Here is a 17,984-nt window from a genome sequence, read left to right on the forward strand (position 1 = left end):
CCCCCCCCCCCCCCCCCCCCCCCCCCCCCCCCCCCCCCCCCCCCCCCCCCCCCCCCCCCCCCCCCCCCCCCCCCCCCCCCCCCCCCCCCCCCCCCACCCCGACCACCCACGCACCTCGGGCGCCCGCCCCCAGCACAGCGCAGCGCCCCAGCACAGCGCAGCGCCCCGCCCTGGTCAGCACCCCTCCCGCCTGGCAGGATCGCGCGCATGCCACCCACACGACCGAGGATCAGCAGCCGCCGGGCCCTGCAAGCCGCAGCCGCCGGCGTCGTAGCTCTCGGCCTGCTCCTGTGGTGGCTGCTCCCCCTGGGCGAGGCCCCGCCGAGCGGAACGATCACGTTCAGCACGGGCACGAAAGCCGGCGTGTACCAGCAGTACGGCAGACTCCTGCGCAACGAGTTCGACAAGGACATGCCGGACCTGCGCGTCACGCTCAAGACCAGCGACGGCTCCCAGGAGAACGTCCGGCTCGTGGCGACCGGCGGAGCCGACTTCACCATCGCCGCGGCGGACGCGGTCGACACGTACGAACTCGCGAACCAGACCGGCGCCGGCCAACTGCGCGGAGTGGCCCGCCTGTACGACGACTACGTACAGCTGATCGTCCCGCGCGACTCGGACATCCGCTCCGTCGCGGACCTGCGGAACAAGCGCGTGGCCATAGGCCGCCCCCGCTCGGGCGTCCGCCTGATCGCCAACCGGGTGCTCAAGGCCGCGGGCCTGGACGCGAAGCACGACATCACGCCGTTCGCCGACGGCATCGACACCGGCCCCGACCAGCTGAAGAAGGGCGGCATCGACGCGTTCTTCTGGTCGGGCGGCCTGCCAACCCAGGGACTGGCGAGCCTCGCCGACAACTTCACCTTCCGGTTCGTGCCGATCCCGGCCACCCTCGTGGCCAAGCTGCACGAACAGGGCGGCGCCACCCGCTACTACCGCGCCACCAACATGCCGGAGTCGGCCTACCCCAGCATCCAGAACGGCGTCGCCGTACCGACGATCGCGGTGTCCAACCTGCTGATGACCCGCGCGGACGTCGACGCGAAGCTCACCGAGTGGGTGACCCGCGCGGTGATCAAGAGCCGGGACGAGATCGGCCGGAACGTCCACTCCGCACAGTTGGTGGACCTGCGCACGGCGATCTACACGGACCCCCTGACCCTGCACGACGGCGCACGGCGCTACTACGAATCGGTCAAACCGTAGCCCGGGCTCAAACCGAGAGCCGACACAGACCGCGAGCCACACCAACCACAAGCCAACACAAACCATGGGCCCGTCAAACCGTGGGCCCACTCCTCGGCACCGACACAGTCACCGTCAACCCGTGCGGCTCATGCGGGCCGTACGAGATGTCGCCCCCGCCCGCCGCGAGCAGCGCGTGCGAGATGGACAGCCCGAGCCCCGACCCCTTGATGTTCTGATGGCGCCCGCTGCGCCAGAAACGGTCCCCGACCCGGGCGAGTTCCTCTTCCGTCAACCCTGGCCCGTTGTCGGTCACCACGACCTTCGAGACGGCCCCGTCGGCCGCGACCACGACCTCCACGGTCTCGTCCTCGGGCGTGAACTTGATCGCGTTGTCGATCACCGCGTCCAGCGCGCTGGAGAGGGTGATCGGATCGGCCCACGCGGTGGTGGCCGGACAGTCCGCCACCAGCCGTACCCCCTTCGCCTCGGCGGTCGGCGTCCAGGCGGCGACCCGCTCCGCGGTCAACCCACCGATGTCCGTGATCCGCAGATCCGCCTCCGTGTGCTCGGCGAGCGCGAGGTCGAGCAGGTCGTCGAGGACCTCGGCGAGCCGCTTGCCCTCGGTGCGGACCGAGGCGATCTCCTCGTTGCCCTCGGGCAGTTCGAGGGCGAGCAGTTCGATGCGCAGCAGCAGCGCCGCGAGGGGGTTGCGCAACTGGTGCGAGGCGTCGGCGACGAAGGCGCGCTGCTGCTCCAGCACCTCCTCGACGTTGTCCGCCATCTCGTTGAACGCTCCGGCCAGGCGCCGGAGTTCCGGCGGCCCGCCGGCCGCGGCGACCCTGGACTTCAGCCGTCCGCTCGCGATCGCGTGCGTCGTGGCGTCGAGCACCCGCACCGGCCGCAGCACCCACCCGGTCAGCCGCAGCGCGGCACCGACGGCCAGCAGCATCGCCGCGATCTCGCCCGCCCCGATGACCAGCCACCCGTGCAGGATCCGCGAACGCATGTGCCCGGTGGGCGAGTCGGTGACGACGACCGCGACGACGTCGCCGTCCCGGATCACCGGTGAGGCCACGACGAGACGGTTCCGCTGCCAGGGCCACACCTGCTTCGGGTCGTGGCTGCGGCGGCTGAGCTTCGCCTCGTCGAACGCGTCGCGGATCACGCCCAGTTCGGGCAGGTAGAACGTCGGCGGCGCCGTCGCCATGGGGATGTCGGTACGGCAGAAGACCCCGGCCCGGATGCCGTAGACGCCGTAGTAGCTGGCGAGTTCGCTGCTGAGGGTGTGCAGGCGCTCGTCCGTGGAGGTGGCCGTGGAGCTGCAGGCGTCGGTGACGAACTGGGCGAGCGAGGCGAAGCGCGCGGTGTCGTCGATCCGGTCGACGACCACGTCCTGCTGTTCGGCGGCGGCCACGCTCACGGCGAGCGGGATGCCGAGCGCGAGCAACATCGCCGCCATCAGGACGATGAGAAGCGGAAGAAGGCGTGTACGCACCCGTACTCGCTACGCGCCCGGCGCGACGAGCCGGTAGCCGACCCCGCGCACGGTCTCGATCAGCGCGGGCATGCGCAACTTGGCGCGCAGGGACGCGACATGCACCTCCAGGGTGCGCCCGGTCCCCTCCCAGCTGGTGCGCCACACCTCGCTGATGATCTGCTCCCGGCGGAAGACGACTCCGGGACGCTGCGCCAGCAGGGCCAGCAGATCGAACTCCTTGCGGGTCAGCTGGACGACCGAACCGTCCACGCTGACCTGGCGGGTGGGCAGTTCGATGAGGACCGGGCCCAGCCGCAGCGAGGTGTCGGCGCCCCCGGCGGCGTCCTCGTGGACGGTGCGCCGGCTGACGGCGTGGATCCGGGCGAGCAGTTCCCCGGTGTCGTAGGGCTTCACCACGTAGTCGTCGGCGCCGAGGTTGAGGCCGTGGATGCGGGAGCGGACATCCGCGCGCGCGGTCACCATGATCACCGGGGTGCTGGTGCGTTTGCGGATCTTGCCGCAGACCTCGTAGCCGTCCTGGTCGGGCAGACCGAGGTCGAGCAGGACGACGCCGAAGCCGTCCACCTCGGGGACGAGTGCCTGCAGGGCCTCCTCGCCACTGCGCGCGTGCGTGACGTCGAAGCCGTGCCGCGCGAGGACCGCGGACAGAGCGGCGGCGACATGGTTGTCGTCCTCGACGAGGAGAAGTCTCATCCGGGCCCCCTTCGGTTCAGCAGGCGTACGAACAGGATGGGTACAAAACGCGTGCGTACGCGCGCGTGCACCAAGGCAGTCACGCTGATGGACGAGGACGCCGTCAAGCCGGTTCCGGTTGCGGGGCTCTTCCGTTACCCGGCCGATACGAGCCACTGCGGCAAGTACACGGCAAGTGCTACGACATGTGTCCGATTGCTATCGGATCGTGATGCTCAGATTCCGCTCAGATCTACTGACGTCGGCATTACCTCCTCATTACTGTCCTCCGCAACCGAGGAGGACGGAGCCCGATAGCGATGACCGAAGTATCGGTGACCAAGGAAGACCTGGTCCCAACCGGCGAACTGGTCGTCCTGAAGAGCGTCAACAAGCACTTCGGCGCGTTGCACGTACTCCAGGACATCGACCTGACGATCGCCCGCGGCGAGGTCGTCGTCGTGATCGGGCCCTCCGGGTCCGGTAAGTCCACCCTGTGCCGCACGATCAACCGTCTGGAGACCGTCGACTCCGGCTCGATCGCGATCGACGGCAAGCCGCTGCCCCAGGAGGGCAAGGAGCTGGCCCGGCTGCGGGCCGACGTCGGGATGGTCTTCCAGTCCTTCAACCTCTTCGCGCACAAGACCGTGCTCGAGAACGTGGTGCTGGGCCAGGTCAAGGTCCGCAAGGCGGACCGCAAGCAGGCCGAGGAGAAGGCCCGCGCGCTGCTCGACCGGGTCGGTGTGAGCACCCAGGCCGACAAGTACCCCGCGCAGCTCTCCGGCGGCCAGCAGCAGCGTGTCGCCATCGCGCGCGCCCTGGCCATGGACCCGAAGGTGATGCTCTTCGACGAGCCGACCTCCGCGCTCGACCCGGAGATGATCAACGAGGTCCTGGAGGTCATGCAGCAGCTCGCCCGCGACGGCATGACCATGATCGTCGTCACCCACGAGATGGGGTTCGCCCGATCGGCGGCCAACCGCGTGGTCTTCATGGCCGACGGCCGGATCGTCGAAGAAGCTGCGCCCGACCAGTTCTTCAGCAACCCGCGCAGCGACCGCGCCAAGGACTTCCTGTCGAAGATCCTGCACCACTGACGCGCCCTCACCTGACACACCGTCACCTGACGTACCGCCACACCGTCCCGGACGGCCCTCAGCCCTTCTCCTCACCAGCCAAAGGATGTTCTCCATGAAGCTCCGCAAGATCACCGCCGCCACGGCCGCCGTGCTCGCCCTGGGCCTCGCCGCGACCGCGTGCGGCTCCAGCGACGATGACAGCGACAGCGGCTCCTCCGCCAGCAGCGGAGGCGGCGGCAAGATCAAGGTCGGCATCAAGTACGACCAGCCGGGCATCGGCCTCAAGGAGCCGGACGGCTCCTTCTCCGGCTTCGACGTGGACGTGGCGACGTACGTGGCCAAGCAGCTCGGTTACGAGCCCAACCAGATCGAGTGGGTCGAGACCAAGAGCGCCGACCGTGAGACCGCGATCTCCCGCGGCGACGTCAAGTTCATCGCGGCCAGCTACTCGATCAACGACGAGCGCAAGCAGAAGGTCGACTTCGCCGGCCCCTACCTGCTGGCCCACCAGGACCTGCTGGTCAAGAAGGACTCGGACATCGCCAAGGGCACGGACCTCAACGGCAAGAAGCTGTGTTCCGTGACCGGCTCGACCTCGGCGCAGAACGTCCAGGAGACGATCGCCCCGAAGGCCCAGCTCAAGGAGCTCGCCGGCTACTCGGAGTGCATCGCCGCCCTGCAGAACGGCGCCGTGGACGCGGTGACCACCGACGACTCGATCCTCGCGGGCTTCGCCGCGCAGGACAAGTACAAGGGCCAGTTCAAGCTCGCCGGCCTCAAGCTCAGCAACGAGAACTACGGCATCGGCCTGAAGAAGGGCGACTCCGCGACCCTCGGCAAGATCAACGACGCCCTGACGAAGATGGTCAGCGACGGCTCCTGGGACAAGGCGGTCAAGGCCAACTTCGGCCCGGCCGGCTACAAGAACGACCCCGCCCCGAAGATCGGCGACATCGTCAAGTAGTCCCTGGCACAGGCCGGGCACCGCAGGGTTCCCGGGGCGCGCCGCCGCCGTGATCGAGGCGGCGGCGCGCCCCGCCCTCTTCGTACGCCACACACCCGGAAGCGCGGGAGATCGTGTTCGACTTTCTTGAAGGTTACGACGTCCTCGGGGCGTTCTGGATGACGGTGAAACTCACCGCTCTGTCCGCCCTCGGCTCCCTGGTCTGGGGCACCCTGCTGGCCGCGATGCGGGTCAGCCCGGTCCCGCTGATGCGCGGGTTCGGCACGGCCTACGTCAACATCGTCCGCAACATCCCCCTGACGGTCATCATCGTCTTCTCCTCGCTCGGCCTCGCCGACGTCTTCGGCATGACGCTGGGCGCGTCCAACGACTTCACCGCCCAGGGCTTCCGCCTCGCGATCCTCGGCCTCGTCGCCTACCACGCGGCCTTCGTCTGCGAGGCGATCCGCTCCGGCATCAACACCGTGCCCCTCGGCCAGGCCGAGGCGGCCCGCGCGATCGGGCTGAGCTTCAGTCAGACGCTCCGCCTGGTCGTGCTGCCGCAGGCGTTCCGTTCGGTCATCGGCCCGCTGGCCAACGTACTGATCGCACTCACCAAGAACACCACCGTGGCGGCCGCGATCGGCGTGGCCGAGGCGGCCTACCTGATGAAGAAGATGATCGAGAACGAGGCACAGACGCTGCTCATCGGTGTGGTGTTCGCCTTCGGATTCGTGGTCCTGACCCTGCCCACCGGCCTCATCCTGGGCTGGCTGGGCAAGCGACTGGCGGTGAAGCGATGAGTTCCGTCCTCTACGACTCCCCCGGCCCCCGTGCCAGACGGCGCAACGTCGTCCTCTCGGCGGTCTTCGTCGTCCTGCTCGCCCTGGCCCTGTGGTGGGTCTGGCAGAAGATGGACGACAAGCAGCAGCTGAAGTGGGCCCTGTGGGAGCCCTTCACCACCTCGGAAGCCTGGACGACGTACCTGCTGCCGGGCCTCGGCAACACCCTGAAGGCCGCCGCGCTCGCCATGGTCATCGCGCTTCCCCTGGGTGCGTTCTTCGGCATCTCGCGCATGTCCGAGCACCGGTGGGTGCGGGTGCCGGCCGGTGTGATCGTCGAGTTCTTCCGCTCGATCCCGGTCCTGCTGCTGATGCTGTTCGCCAACGAGGTCTACGCCCGCTCCTCCGGCGTGAGCAGCGAGGACCGGCCGATGTACGCGGTCGTGACGGGCCTGGTGCTGTACAACGCCTCGGTCCTCGCCGAGATCGTCCGGGCCGGCATCCTCGCGCTGCCCAAGGGGCAGACGGAGGCGGCCTACGCGATCGGCCTGCGCAAGGGCCAGACGATGACCAGCATCCTGCTGCCGCAGTCCGTCACGGCCATGCTCCCGGCCATCGTCAGCCAGCTCGTGGTCATCGTGAAGGACACCGCGCTCGGCGGCGTGATGATCGGCTACTCCGAGCTGCTCACCGCGCGCAGCACGCTGGCGGCCAACTACGCCAACGTCATCCCGAGCTTCATCGTGGTCGCGATCGTCTTCATCGTCGTCAACTTCATCCTCACCAGCTTCGCGAGCTGGCTGGAGGGCAGGCTGCGCCGCAGCAAGCGCAGCACGGGCGCGGTCCTGGGCGCCGAGAAGATCGAGGACCTCAACCCGGCAGGAGTCGCCGGCTCCTTCGGTGCCGGTGCCGACAGGATCTGATGATCGGTCAACTCCCTTGACCCACACGGAGGCAGTGGCATGATCGCCACTGCCTCCGTCACTTGACGCAAGCACCGGCAATGGGTTGCATACGTTCTGTGATCGTGCACCCTGCCCCACCTCCCTGTTCACATGCGTCCCTCGGGACACCGTCGCGGGCAGGGGGCGCCGCGCCGTGGACCCGGTGATCATCGTCGGGGCGGGGCCCGTCGGGCTCACCCTCGCCCTTGCCCTGGCGCGTCAGGAAGTCCCCTCGGTCGTGCTCGACGAGGGTCCCGGCAAGGACGAACCCCGCCCCGCGCGCACGGTCGTCCTGCGGGAGGACACCACCGCCCTCGTCGAGCGGCTGACCGGCGCCCGCCTCGCCGACCTGGGCGTCCACTGGGCCGGATGGCGGTCGCTGCGGCGCAAGCAGGTGATGCGCGAGGTCACGTTCGGCACCCCCGACGAGCCGGCCCCCCTGCACATCGCCCAGCACGTGCTGACCGGCGCCCTGCGCGAGGCACTGGCCGGCGAGCGGCTGGTCAAGATCGCCGTGGACAGCCGCCTCGACACCATCGAGCAGGAGCCCTCGGGCGTCACCGCCCACACCCGCGGCCCGAAGGGCACCTGGTGGCGCGGCAGCCACCTGGTCGGCTGCGACGGCCCCCGCTCGACGGTCCGCAAACTCCAGGACATCCGCTTCCCCGGCCGCACGGCCGTGGAGCGACACGCCGTGGCCGCGCTGCGCACGGAACTTCCGTGGGGCGGTGAGGCGTTGCTCCATCGGATGCCGCCGTGGCGGACGTCGGGCCCCTCGGGCGGGGAGGTGACCGGACGCCCGCTCCCGGACGGGGTGTGGCGCCTGGACTGGCTGCTGCCACCGGGCAAGGACCTGGTCACACCCGAGCTGCTGCTGGCCCGCATCCGCGAGACCCTGTCCGGCTGGACAGGCGGCGGGACACCGTCGTACGAACTCCTCGACACCGGCGTGCACACGGTCCACCACCGGCTGGCCCGGCGGTGGCGCAAGGGCCGGATCTTCCTCGCCGGGGACGCGGCGCACCTGCTCGGCGCCCTCGGCACGCAGGGGCTCGACGAGGGGCTCAGGGACGCCGACAACCTCGCCTGGAAGCTGGCGCTGACCTGGCACCACGGACCGCACGAGGCGCTGCTCGACAGCTACCAGGCGGAGCGGCGCGGGGCGGTCGCCGCCCGCCTGCGCGCCGCCGACCAGGTGCTGCCGCTGCTGCGCGGAGGCGGCGGACTGCGCGCGTACGTCCCCGGCGCCGCCCGCGGGAACGACGCGCTGCTCACGGACGGTCACCTGGGGCACGGGGCACTCGGCGCGCCGGGGGCGTACGCCGCCTCGCCGCTGGCGCCCCGGCACCTCGAGGGCGAGGTGCCGGTGGGCACGCTGCCCGGGGCGCCGGTCGACGATGTGCGGGTGACCGCGGAGGACGGCACGTTCGTGGGGCTGCGGGAGCGGCTGGGGCGGGGCGCGCTGCTGGTCGTCCTGGTCGCGCCGGGCACCGGCGTGTGGGACCGCAAGCACTGGGTGACCGCCGGGATCATGCCCCGCCTCGCCGCCGCGGTGGCCGCGCTGCCGCACCCCGCCGAACTGCTGGTCGCCGAGAGCTACCCGGGCGCCGCCGCGCACACCGTGCTGCTCGTCCGGCCCGACGGGCACCTCGTGACCTCGCTGACGGGGGTCCGCCCGGCCGACCTGTACGCGGCCGCGGAGGCGGCCCTGGGTGGACCGGCCAAGGCACAGACCTCGACGGCGGAGGCGGGCGCGGGGGCCGGGTCCCGCTGAGGAGCCCGGGGCCGCTGAGCAGCCGGATCCCGGCTGAGGATCCCGGATCGCGATGAGATCGTCGTACTCACTGTCACTGTGCGGTCCACATAGTGACAGTGAGTTGACCGGCCCGCACCGCCATGGTGTACTCCGGATCGTGACCGACACCTGTGTGCGCCTGTGGCGGAGGGTCCATATGGACCTCGTCCGCTATGCGGGCTGCGTGTGTCGCCCGTCCTGCTGAATTCGCATCCCTTTCTCCCGCGCGCGCCGCCGTCGTAGCCGCCGCGCGCTCCGCGAACGCACATCAGGACGGTACCCGTGTCTGTCTCTGTCCCTCCCTCCGCCTCCCCTGCCGTCGCCGCACCGACCCAGGCCGACCTCCTCGACTTCGTACGACGCACCGCCGCCGACACCGAGCTGATCTCCTCCCTCCCGCTCGACCCGGAGGGCCGCACCTGGATCCGGCTCGAAGGCCCCGGCGGCAGCGAGGCCTGGTTGATCGGCTGGCCGCCCGGCACGGGCACCGGCTGGCACGACCACGCCGAGTCCGTCGGCGCGTTCATCACGGCGGCCGGTGAGCTCAAGGAGCACTCGCTCGCCGCCCGGCTGCCCGCCGACGGCTGGAAGACCCTCGAACTCACCGAGGGCGTGGACCGCGAGCGCAAGCTGCCCGCCGGCAAGGGCCGCGCGTTCGGCCACCACCACGTCCACGAAGTCCTGAACGAGTCCACCGAGCAGCACGCGGTCTCCGTCCACGCCTACTACCCGCCCCTCCCCCAGATCCGCCGCTACAGCCGCACGGGCCAGGTCCTGCGCCTGGAGCACGTGGAGCGCCCGGAGGACTGGCAGTGAGCGACACGACCCAACAGCCCGTCGGAATCGACGAGTTGCTGGAACGGGTGCGCGAGGACTACGAACGGATCGAACCCGCACGGGCCTACGAGGCCGCCCGCGCCGGCGAGGCCCTCCTGGTCGACATCCGGTACGCCGCCCTGCGTGAGCGGGACGGCGTGATCCCCGGTGCCGTGATCGTCGAGCGCAACGAACTGGAGTGGCGCCTGGACCCACAGGGCAGCCATCGCCTCCCCGAGGCCACCGGCCATGACCTGCGGGTCGTGGTGATCTGCAACGAGGGTTACGCGTCGAGCCTGGCGGCCGCGTCGCTGCACCAGCTGGGGCTGCGCCGAGCCACCGATCTGGTCGGGGGGTTCCAGGCGTGGAAGGCGGCGGGACTGCCGGTGGCGGCGGCAGGCGACGCGTAGCGGCTCGGCGGGGCGGCCTGGTCGGGGTCGACCGGAGGTCGGGCGGCCACGCGTCCGATCAGTAGAGGTCGGGCGGGCAGTACAGCGGGGCGGTGTCCGCGTTGTCTTTGGTGATCAGCTCGGCGGGGGTCCTGGCGATCCTCTCCGCCTTGCGACCGCGCAACAGGTCGATGGCGTTGGTGACCGCCAACTCCCCGGTGTCCGCGGCCGAGTTGGAGACAGTCGCCGCGAACCGGCCGTCCTTCAGGGCCGCCAGCCCCTCGTCGGTGCCGTTGACGGTCACGATCTTCACTCGCTTGGCGCCGGCCGCGTCGAAGGCCTTGCGGACGGCGAAGCCCATCTCCTCGTTGGCGACGAACGCGTAGTCCAGGTCGGGGTGGGCTTCGATCATGCCCTTGGCGACCAGGCCCGCCTTCACCGGGTCGAACATGCCGGGCCGGTTCGCGACCACCTTCGCGGAGGCGGGCAACTCGGCCGTGAAACCGCCGACCAGCAGGTCAGACGCGGCACCGGGGGCACCCGCGACGATCCCGACCCGCACGTCCTTGCCGCCCGCGTCCTGCTCGATCCAGTCGGCGTCCAGGCGGCCGACCTTCTTCAGGTCGACGACCACGGCACCCAGGATGTGCGAGGTGTCCGGCGGCACGACCGAGGTGAGGAAGATCGGTATCTTCGCGCTCCTGGCCCGCGCGATATCGTCCGCGAGCGCCTTCACATCGACGGTCTGCACGATCAGCGCGCTCACTCTGGCGGCGATCATGTCGTCGATGTTGGTCAGCTCCGCGCCCGCCTCCTGATGGGAGTTGGCGGTGCGGAGCCGGGCGAAGTTGCTCCTTGTCGCCTGCTCGACGGACTCCTCCAGGCACGTGTGGAACGTGGTGGTGCCGCCGTTGACGAAGCCGAGCGTGATGGTGCCCTGCACCGACGCGCCCGTGTCCCCCTCGCCGGGCACCAGCCCGCACCCGCTCAGCAGCAAGGCGGCCACACTCAGGGCCGTCACCGCGGGCGTTCTTCGTAAGCGGACAGCTTCGGACACGGCGGGGCCGCCTTTCGTGGCGTACGGAGGCTGCGTGCGGGGAGTGCGGGCGGGCACGTGCGGCTGCGGCGGAACGGTCCGTGCCCCGGTGGGACGGGCGAACGCTCGCGATGGCACGGGGCGACCTGTGGTCGGAGGGTCCCGCGACGGCAGCAGACGGTACCCGGGACCGGCACCGCTCAACCCTTCAAGGCGCGCAACCTAATGCTGCACACCGCGGCGGGCTCGAACCCGGCCGCGAGGCCCTAGCGTCGGACAACTCGGGGGGAGCCCAGGGCCTGTCTTCCGGCGCCGTCCGGAACGGCACCGCTGAACAACCGGAAGGCAGGCCTTGGTTGAGCTGAACAACCGGAAGGCAGGCCTTGGTTGACGGGACGTCAGTCGCGACCGGGATGCCGAGGGAGCGGGCGGGGCGTGTCGGGGCGTTGCCCGTCGTGGACGTTGCCCGTCGTGGGCGGGGCCCGTCGTCGGCGTGGCCTGTCATGCCGAGCCGAAACGCCGTGAGGGCGAAGCCCGTGTCTCCGCGGTCCGCGTCCCCGAACCCCGCGTCTCCGCCCGACCCTTGAACGCGATCGGCGCCCCCGCGCGTCCACCGTGTCCAGGGCCGGGCCCGTCCTCGACCCCGGTCCGGAGCGCACCGGTCCCACCGATCACATCGGTCCCACCGGCCGTCCCTCCGGGCTCAGAAACCCTTGGCTCAGAACCCCTCGTCCCCCAGGAACTCCGTGTCCTCGCCCTCTTCCGCCAGCGCCTGCCGGACCACCCGCAGGGCCATGCCCTCGGGGTAGCCCTTGCGGGCGAGCATCCCGGCGAGGCGGCGCAGCCGTTTGTCGCGGTCGAGGCCACGGGTGGCGCGCAGTTTGCGGGCGACGAGTTCGCGCGCGGTCTCCTCTTCCTGCTCGGAGTCGAGCTGTCCCACGGCCTCGTCGATCAGCGTCGAGTCGACTCCCTTGGTCCGCAGCTCCCGGGCGAGAGCGCGCCGGGCAAGACCCCGGCCGTGGTGCCGGGACTCCACCCAGGCGTCCGCGAACGCGCCGTCGTTGATCAGTCCGACCTCCTCGAACCGCGACAGCACCTCCTCGGCGGCCTCGTCCGGGATCTCCCGCTTGCGCAGGGCGTCCGCGAGTTGCTTGCGCGTGCGCGGGGTCCCGGTCAGCAGGCGCAGACAGATCGCCCGCGCCCGCTCGACCGGGTCCCCTGAAGGCCCCTCCTGCTCGGCCCTCGACGAAGAGGGGGAGCCTCCGTCCTCACCGGCGGCTTCACCACGACGCCGCTGCCGACGCCCACGGGTGCCGCCGCGAGAGCCTCCCCGAGAGGCCCGGGCCCCCCGCGCCGAGCCACCACCACCGGCCGCCCCGCCTTCGTCGTACGACCCGTCACTGCCGTACGAGATCCCGGTGCCGCGCCGTGCAGCGCGGCCAAACCCCTCATCCGCGCCGGACGCCCCCCTCGTGCCGTCCGGCCCACCAGAACCGTCCCCGTACGCATCGCCGTCCGGCTCGGCAGAGCCCCCGTCGCCGTCCCCTGCCCGTCCCCGCTCACGCGGGGCGTCGGGGTTGGCGCGCTCGGCCAAGTCGGCGAGCCATGCTTCTGCGTCACGCACGGTACGGGTCAGCTCTTGGCGGCCGGAGCCTTGGCCTTCGCCGCCTTGGCGGCCGCGGGAGCGGGCACCTTCGCGGCGTCGTCCGCGGGAGCACCGGCGGTGACGGTGGCGGCGTCCGCACCCGGTGCCGCGGTCGGCTCCTCCGGCCGCACACCGACGCCCAGCTTCTCGAGGATCTTCTTCTCGATCTCGTTGGCCAGGTCGGGGTTGTCCTTCAGGAAGTTGCGCGCGTTCTCCTTGCCCTGGCCGAGCTGGTCACCCTCGTACGTGTACCAGGCGCCGGCCTTGCGCACGAAGCCGTTCTCCACGCCCATGTCGATCAGGCCGCCCTCGCGGCTGATGCCGTGGCCGTAGAGGATGTCGAACTCGGCCTGCTTGAAGGGCGGCGCGACCTTGTTCTTGACGACCTTGACGCGGGTGCGGTTGCCGACCGCGTCGGTGCCGTCCTTCAGGGTCTCGATGCGACGGATGTCGAGCCGCACCGAGGCGTAGAACTTCAGCGCCCGGCCACCGGTCGTGGTCTCCGGGGAGCCGAACATCACGCCGATCTTCTCGCGGAGCTGGTTGATGAAGATCGCCGTGGTCTTGGACTGGTTGAGCGCGCTGGTGATCTTCCGCAGCGCCTGGCTCATCAGGCGGGCCTGCAGACCGACGTGGCTGTCGCCCATCTCGCCCTCGATCTCCGCGCGCGGGACGAGCGCCGCGACGGAGTCGATGACGATGAGGTCGAGGGCACCGGAGCGGACCAGCATGTCCACGATCTCCAGGGCCTGCTCACCGTTGTCCGGCTGGGAGAGGATCAGGTTGTCGATGTCGACGCCGAGCTTCTTCGCGTACTCGGGGTCGAGGGCGTGCTCCGCGTCCACGAACGCGACCTGGCCACCGGCCCGCTGTGCGTTCGCCACCGCGTGCAGGGTCAGGGTCGTCTTGCCGGAGGACTCCGGGCCGTAGACCTCCACCACTCGGCCGCGCGGCAGACCGCCGACACCGAGGGCGACGTCGAGTGCGGTCGACCCGGTAGGGATGACCTCGATGGGCTCGTTCGGTCGCTCCCCCAGGCGCATCACCGCGCCCTTGCCGAACTGCCGTTCAATCTGTGCGAGAGCGGCGTCGAGTGCCTTCTCGCGGTCGGTTCCTGCCATGGGTTCCACCCGATTTGCTTGAGTCGATCGCTTCACGTCAAAGACGCTAACGCCTGCCACTGACAATGCGTCCCGACGCCCGTCCAGCCTGTGGATAACTCGGGGACTTCTGCATCGAAAGCGTGTCGAAACCCCCGTCGGGATCCCTGTCGAGAACCTCGCCGGAACCCCCATAAGAATGGATGTTCGATTTTTGTGTCAAGCGCACCACGCGGCACCCCAGTGACTGGTTTCGCGGCCCTCCGACCCGACGGACTCCGGCCACCTCCCCCTGCGCGCACAGCGACTTTCACGAGGCGCACGGCCGCTCCCGCAAGGCATGCGGCTACTTCCGTCGGCGTACGACGGGTGTCTTCGGCGGGACGACGACCGGGTGGAGCCGTCCCGCGAGGCTGGGCGCATGCAGACCGAGAACATCACCCGAGCGGGCGGCACGAGGCGTTCCCCTGTGGGCGCGGACCGCCCCACCGTGCCGCCGGGCACGGGTGCCTTCCTGACCCCGGACACCGGTGAGTGCCTCTCGCCGAGAGGCACTGTGCTCACCGTCCCGACCGTCGCCGAACTCGCGGCCCTCGCCGGAGCCACGGCCACGCCGACACGGCTGCGGACCCGATGACGACACCGTCCACCACCCCGGCACAGCCATCGGCCGCCAGGGTCCGGCTGTCGGCGGCCGGGGCACGGCTGTCGGCCGCGACGAGACGGCTGCCCCGAACCCACCCCACCGAGCGCCTCTGCCACGCGACCGGTCTCCTCCTCGTCCTCTCCGGGCTCGCGCACCTGGTGGTGTTCGCCGTCGCCGGAGGCCCCTGGGACGGACCCGTCTCCTGGCGCAAGCCGGTGACGTTCGGGCTGTCCTTCGGGGCGACCCTGATCGCGATCACCTGGGTCACGTCGTATCTGTACGTCCGACCGCGGCTGCGCGCCCTGCTGCTCACCGTGTTCGCCGCCGACTGTGTCGTGGAGGTCGGGGGCATCACCGTTCAGGCGTGGCGCCGGGTGCCCTCGCACCTCGACATGGAGACGCCCTTCGACACCGTGGTGTCGATGACGCTCGCGGTGGGCGGCGGCGTTCTCGTGGCGCTGCTCACCGTGTTCGCGGTCGCCTCGTTCCGGCACCGCCCCACCGGTCCCGCCGGGATGGCGCTCGCCGTACGGTCCGGCTTCGCGATCCTGCTCGTCGGGCTCGCCTCGGGCGCCGCGATGATCGCGCGCGGTGTCGTCCTCACCCGTACCGGCCACCAGGAGGCCGCCTACCACTCGACGGCCCCGCTCAAGCCCCTGCACGGGGTCAGCCTGCACGCCGTGCTGGTCCTGCCGGCACTGGCCTGGCTGCTGTCGCACACGTCCTGGAGCGAGCCGACCCGCCGCCGGATCGTGGCCACGGCGACCGGCTGCTACGTGGCGGCGGTCGCCGGGGCCGGGGTGTGGGCCGTGCTCACGTACTGACGGCCTCGCACACCGATCGGCCCACTCCTCAGGGCCTCGGAACCCGCGGGTCCCTCATGACGAACCCCCTCCGTCACCGTCTCCGGAAGGGCTCTCCCCGCTCTGCTCCCGCTCTCCCGGCCGCCGTTCCCACAACAGCCGCGCGCGCGTGAACAGGCCGGGCCCCGATCGAGGCGAGCCACCTCGCCGGTGCCCCTGGACACGGGGGTCGTCCGTGACGGCGTACCGCTTCACGTACGCCCCGAGGAATGCCTGCAGCGTGGCGACCGCGGGGATGGCGATCAGCGCGCCGACCGCGCCGAGGAGCGCGGTGCCGGCGATGACCGATCCGAAGGCGACGGCGGGGTGGATGTCGACCGTCTTGGACGTCAGCTTCGGCTGCAGCACATAGTTCTCGAACTGCTGGTAGATCACGACGAAGACGAGCACCCACAGCGCGTACCAGGGATCGACCGTGAAAGCGATCAGCATCGGCAGCGCGCCCGCCAGATACGTGCCGATGGTGGGGATGAACTGCGACACCAGGCCCACCCAGACGGCGAGCACGGGCGCGTAGGGCACGCCCAGGGCCTCCAGCAGGATGTAGTGCGCGATGCCGGAGATGAGTGCCATCAGACCGCGCGAGTAGATGTAGCCGCCGGTCTTGTCGACGGCGATCTCCCAGGCGCGCAGCACCTCGGCCTGGCGCGCGGGCGGCAGTACGGAGCAGATCGCGCGGCGCAGTCGCGGGCCGTCCGCGGCGAAGTAGAACGAGAACAGTGTGATCGTCAGCAACTGGAAGAGGCCGCCGAGGACCTGGGCGGACACGTCGAGCACACCGGTGGCGCTGTTCTGCACGTAGTTGCGCAGCCAGTCGGAGCGGAGGAGGCCCTCCTGGACGTCGACCCGCTTCAGGTCGGTGTTGAAGTGGGTGTTGACCCAGTTGATGACGGAGTCGAGGTAGTCCGGGAAGTCCTCGACGATCTTGATGATCTGCCCCGCGAGCATGGAGCCGAGCAGGGTGACGAAGCCCGCCGCCGCGATCATCACGCCGAGGAAGACGAGACCGGTGGCCAGCCCGCGGCGCATGCCGCGCGAGGCCATCCAGCTCACCGCGGGCTCGATGGCGAGGGCCAGGAAGAACGCGATGAGGATGTTGATCAGCAGGCCGGTGAGCTGATGGAAGGCCCAAGTGCCCAGCTGGAACGTGGCGTAGAGGGTGAGCACGAGCACCACGGCACGCGGCAGCCAGCGGGGCATGCGCGTGCCCGGACCGTCGGCGGGGGGCCGCTCGGGCGGCGTCGTGCCGAACGGTGATGCGTGCTGGGCGACCTGCCCGGTCTCGTCAGTGGGTGCCACGGTGCCAGTCTCGCCCACGGGACCGACAATCGGCTGCCGTCCTGCGATCTTCGTGACAGGTCAGCGCTTTTCTCCCGGAACGTCCATGACCGTGCAGACCACACGCCACACGTCCTTGGCCGCCCAGCCCGAGTCCAGCGCCTCGTGCACCGTGCGCCCGCCGAGCTCCGTCATCACGTGGTCGCGCGCGAAGGTGTCGGCGTATCCCGGACCGAAATGATCCGTCATCCGCTCCCAGAAGACCGTCAACCGCATGACTCCAGTATCCCGCCCCTGAGAGTGGGCCTGAGCCGGGACCCCTTGCCGAGACCGCTTTCCGTCCTACGGTCTGACGCATGTCCGAAACAGGAGCTTCCCCACTCCCTGCCACGCCCCCGGCGCGCTCCCCGCTCTTCCGCGCCGAGCACTTCGTGTGGCTCACCGCGCGCGTGCTGGAACAGCACCTCTTCGCGCACGACTTCCTCAACGGCGGCGCGGATCCGGTGGAGACCGCGCTGGACGCCTACCGCAACGAGGACGGCGGGTACGGTCACGCGCTGGAGCCCGATCTGCGCGGTCCGGTCAGCCAGCCGCTGCACACCGCTCACGCGCTGCGTGTCCTGGACTGGATCGGGCGCTGCGGCGGCCAGCGGGTGGAGCGCGTGTGCCGCTATCTGACCTCGGTCTCCACGTCGGACGGCGCGCTGCCGGCGGTCCATCCCAGCCAGCGTGGCTATCCGGCGGCCCCCTTCGTGCCGATCGTGGCCGACCCGCCGAGCGAACTCCTCGCCACGGGGCCGGTGGTGGGCCTGCTGCACCGCAACGAGGTGTGGCACGCCTGGCTGTTCCGGGCCACGGACTTCTGCTGGCAGGCGGTCGAGTCCCTGGAGAAGTCCCATCCCTACGAGGTCGAGGCCGCCGTGGCCTTCCTGGACTCCGCTCCCGACCGCCCGCGCGCGGAGGCCGCCGCCGACCGCCTCGGCCGCCTGGTGCGCGACCACCGGCTCGCGGCGCTGGACCCGGACCGCCTCGACGAGTATCCGGTCGCGCCCGGCTACGCCCCCGGCGAGCACCACTTCCCGCACGACTACGCGAGGACCCCGAGCTCCCTCGCGCGCGCGTGGTTCACGGACGAGGAGATGACCCGCTCCCTGGACCACCTCGCCGCCACCCAGCAGGAGGACGGCGGCTGGCCCGTCCGCTGGCGTCAGTGGACACCGGTGGTCGCCTTCGAGGCTCGCCCCATGGTGACGATCGAGGCACTACGCACCCTGAGGGCACACGGCCGCCCCATCGGCTGACGCCGGGCC

At 70.8% G+C, this 17,984-nt stretch carries 19 protein-coding genes; 12 read left to right on the forward strand and 7 right to left on the reverse strand.

Annotated features, from left to right (window positions below):
- Positions 1-207 precede the first annotated feature (207 nt).
- Positions 208-1,206, forward strand: coding sequence for a TAXI family TRAP transporter solute-binding subunit (locus tag ACIQI8_RS44690; protein ID WP_402364913.1), 999 nt, complete (start codon positions 208-210; stop codon positions 1,204-1,206).
- 73 nt (positions 1,207-1,279) lie between these two features.
- Here ACIQI8_RS44690 and ACIQI8_RS44695 read toward each other — a convergent pair whose 3' ends face one another.
- Positions 1,280-2,683, reverse strand: coding sequence for a sensor histidine kinase (locus tag ACIQI8_RS44695; protein WP_402364916.1), 1,404 nt, complete (start codon positions 2,681-2,683; stop codon positions 1,280-1,282).
- 9 nt (positions 2,684-2,692) lie between these two features.
- The gene (locus ACIQI8_RS44700) at positions 2,693-3,379 is read right to left on the reverse strand and encodes a response regulator transcription factor (RefSeq protein ID WP_123997308.1); all 687 of its coding nucleotides are present in this window, start codon (positions 3,377-3,379) and stop codon (positions 2,693-2,695) included.
- A gap of 299 nt (positions 3,380-3,678) precedes the next feature.
- On the opposite strand from ACIQI8_RS44700, the gene ACIQI8_RS44705 reads away from it, so the two are divergent.
- The 8 genes from ACIQI8_RS44705 to ACIQI8_RS44740 all read left to right on the forward strand — a co-directional run bounded on the left by ACIQI8_RS44705 (position 3,679) and on the right by ACIQI8_RS44740 (position 10,127).
- Positions 3,679-4,455: an amino acid ABC transporter ATP-binding protein gene (locus ACIQI8_RS44705; protein ID WP_402364920.1), complete on the forward strand. Its 777-nt coding sequence runs from the start codon at positions 3,679-3,681 to the stop codon at positions 4,453-4,455.
- A 94-nt stretch (positions 4,456-4,549) separates the two neighbouring features.
- The gene (locus tag ACIQI8_RS44710) at positions 4,550-5,401 is read left to right on the forward strand and encodes a glutamate ABC transporter substrate-binding protein (protein WP_402364923.1); all 852 of its coding nucleotides are present in this window, start codon (positions 4,550-4,552) and stop codon (positions 5,399-5,401) included.
- 113 nt (positions 5,402-5,514) lie between these two features.
- On the forward strand, positions 5,515-6,183 hold the full coding sequence (locus ACIQI8_RS44715) for an amino acid ABC transporter permease (protein ID WP_402364926.1): 669 nt from the start codon (positions 5,515-5,517) through the stop codon (positions 6,181-6,183).
- The gene (locus ACIQI8_RS44720; RefSeq protein ID WP_402364929.1) at positions 6,180-7,085 is read left to right on the forward strand and encodes an amino acid ABC transporter permease; all 906 of its coding nucleotides are present in this window, start codon (positions 6,180-6,182) and stop codon (positions 7,083-7,085) included. The genes ACIQI8_RS44715 and ACIQI8_RS44720 overlap by 4 nt, the downstream gene beginning before the upstream one ends.
- A 175-nt stretch (positions 7,086-7,260) precedes the next feature.
- Complete coding sequence (locus ACIQI8_RS44725; protein WP_402364932.1) at positions 7,261-8,880, forward strand: FAD-dependent monooxygenase; 1,620 nt, start codon at positions 7,261-7,263, stop codon at positions 8,878-8,880.
- 52 nt (positions 8,881-8,932) lie between these two features.
- A complete protein-coding gene (locus tag ACIQI8_RS44730) occupies positions 8,933-9,106 on the forward strand; it encodes a putative leader peptide (RefSeq protein ID WP_402364935.1) in 174 nt (57 codons plus the stop codon).
- Between the two features lie 77 nt (positions 9,107-9,183).
- Complete coding sequence (locus ACIQI8_RS44735) at positions 9,184-9,717, forward strand: cysteine dioxygenase (protein ID WP_402364938.1); 534 nt, start codon at positions 9,184-9,186, stop codon at positions 9,715-9,717.
- A complete protein-coding gene (locus tag ACIQI8_RS44740; protein WP_402365009.1) occupies positions 9,708-10,127 on the forward strand; it encodes a rhodanese-like domain-containing protein in 420 nt (139 codons plus the stop codon). The genes ACIQI8_RS44735 and ACIQI8_RS44740 overlap by 10 nt, the downstream gene beginning before the upstream one ends.
- Positions 10,128-10,185: 58 nt before the next feature.
- On the opposite strand, the gene ACIQI8_RS44745 is transcribed toward ACIQI8_RS44740, so the two are convergent.
- The 3 genes from ACIQI8_RS44745 to recA form a co-directional block, all read right to left on the reverse strand.
- The gene (locus ACIQI8_RS44745; protein ID WP_402364941.1) at positions 10,186-11,127 is read right to left on the reverse strand and encodes a sugar ABC transporter substrate-binding protein; all 942 of its coding nucleotides are present in this window, start codon (positions 11,125-11,127) and stop codon (positions 10,186-10,188) included.
- 733 nt (positions 11,128-11,860) lie between these two features.
- Complete coding sequence (gene recX / locus ACIQI8_RS44750) at positions 11,861-12,766, reverse strand: recombination regulator RecX (RefSeq protein WP_402364944.1); 906 nt, start codon at positions 12,764-12,766, stop codon at positions 11,861-11,863.
- 8 nt (positions 12,767-12,774) lie between these two features.
- Positions 12,775-13,908, reverse strand: a complete 1,134-nt coding sequence (recA, locus tag ACIQI8_RS44755; protein WP_402364947.1) for a recombinase RecA — start codon at positions 13,906-13,908, stop codon at positions 12,775-12,777.
- 400 nt (positions 13,909-14,308) lie between these two features.
- Here recA and ACIQI8_RS44760 point away from each other — a divergent pair, with 400 nt between their 5' ends.
- Complete coding sequence (locus tag ACIQI8_RS44760; protein ID WP_402364950.1) at positions 14,309-14,524, forward strand: hypothetical protein; 216 nt, start codon at positions 14,309-14,311, stop codon at positions 14,522-14,524.
- Positions 14,521-15,357: a hypothetical protein gene (locus tag ACIQI8_RS44765; protein WP_402364953.1), complete on the forward strand. Its 837-nt coding sequence runs from the start codon at positions 14,521-14,523 to the stop codon at positions 15,355-15,357. Before ACIQI8_RS44760 ends, ACIQI8_RS44765 begins: the two co-directional genes overlap by 4 nt.
- 54 nt (positions 15,358-15,411) lie before the next feature.
- On the opposite strand, the gene ACIQI8_RS44770 is transcribed toward ACIQI8_RS44765, so the two are convergent.
- Both ACIQI8_RS44770 and ACIQI8_RS44775 read right to left on the reverse strand, forming a co-directional pair.
- The gene (locus ACIQI8_RS44770; protein WP_402364956.1) at positions 15,412-16,695 is read right to left on the reverse strand and encodes an AI-2E family transporter; all 1,284 of its coding nucleotides are present in this window, start codon (positions 16,693-16,695) and stop codon (positions 15,412-15,414) included.
- 60 nt (positions 16,696-16,755) lie between these two features.
- A complete protein-coding gene (locus ACIQI8_RS44775) occupies positions 16,756-16,950 on the reverse strand; it encodes a DUF3046 domain-containing protein (protein ID WP_123997319.1) in 195 nt (64 codons plus the stop codon).
- Between the two features lie 80 nt (positions 16,951-17,030).
- On the opposite strand from ACIQI8_RS44775, the gene ACIQI8_RS44780 reads away from it, so the two are divergent.
- The gene (locus ACIQI8_RS44780; protein ID WP_402364960.1) at positions 17,031-17,975 is read left to right on the forward strand and encodes a hypothetical protein; all 945 of its coding nucleotides are present in this window, start codon (positions 17,031-17,033) and stop codon (positions 17,973-17,975) included.
- Positions 17,976-17,984 lie beyond the last annotated feature (9 nt).

It is taken from the genome of Streptomyces sp. NPDC092369, assembly GCF_044755245.1.
In the GTDB taxonomy this organism is placed as follows: domain Bacteria; phylum Actinomycetota; class Actinomycetes; order Streptomycetales; family Streptomycetaceae; genus Streptomyces.

Bases quoted from the DNA above. Each gene is read 5' to 3' on its own strand.
- ACIQI8_RS44690 (WP_402364913.1), top strand. From the start codon at position 208: ATGCCACCCACACGACCGAGGATCAGCAGCCGCCGGGCCCTGCAAGCC.
- ACIQI8_RS44700 (WP_123997308.1), bottom strand. From the start codon at position 3,379: ATGAGACTTCTCCTCGTCGAGGACGACAACCATGTCGCCGCCGCTCTG.
- ACIQI8_RS44705 (WP_402364920.1), top strand. From the start codon at position 3,679: ATGACCGAAGTATCGGTGACCAAGGAAGACCTGGTCCCAACCGGCGAA.
- ACIQI8_RS44710 (WP_402364923.1), top strand. From the start codon at position 4,550: ATGAAGCTCCGCAAGATCACCGCCGCCACGGCCGCCGTGCTCGCCCTG.
- ACIQI8_RS44720 (WP_402364929.1), top strand. From the start codon at position 6,180: ATGAGTTCCGTCCTCTACGACTCCCCCGGCCCCCGTGCCAGACGGCGC.
- ACIQI8_RS44730 (WP_402364935.1), top strand. From the start codon at position 8,933: ATGAGATCGTCGTACTCACTGTCACTGTGCGGTCCACATAGTGACAGT.
- recA (WP_402364947.1), bottom strand. From the start codon at position 13,908: ATGGCAGGAACCGACCGCGAGAAGGCACTCGACGCCGCTCTCGCACAG.
- ACIQI8_RS44760 (WP_402364950.1), top strand. From the start codon at position 14,309: ATGCAGACCGAGAACATCACCCGAGCGGGCGGCACGAGGCGTTCCCCT.
- ACIQI8_RS44765 (WP_402364953.1), top strand. From the start codon at position 14,521: ATGACGACACCGTCCACCACCCCGGCACAGCCATCGGCCGCCAGGGTC.
- ACIQI8_RS44775 (WP_123997319.1), bottom strand. From the start codon at position 16,950: ATGCGGTTGACGGTCTTCTGGGAGCGGATGACGGATCATTTCGGTCCG.
- ACIQI8_RS44780 (WP_402364960.1), top strand. From the start codon at position 17,031: ATGTCCGAAACAGGAGCTTCCCCACTCCCTGCCACGCCCCCGGCGCGC.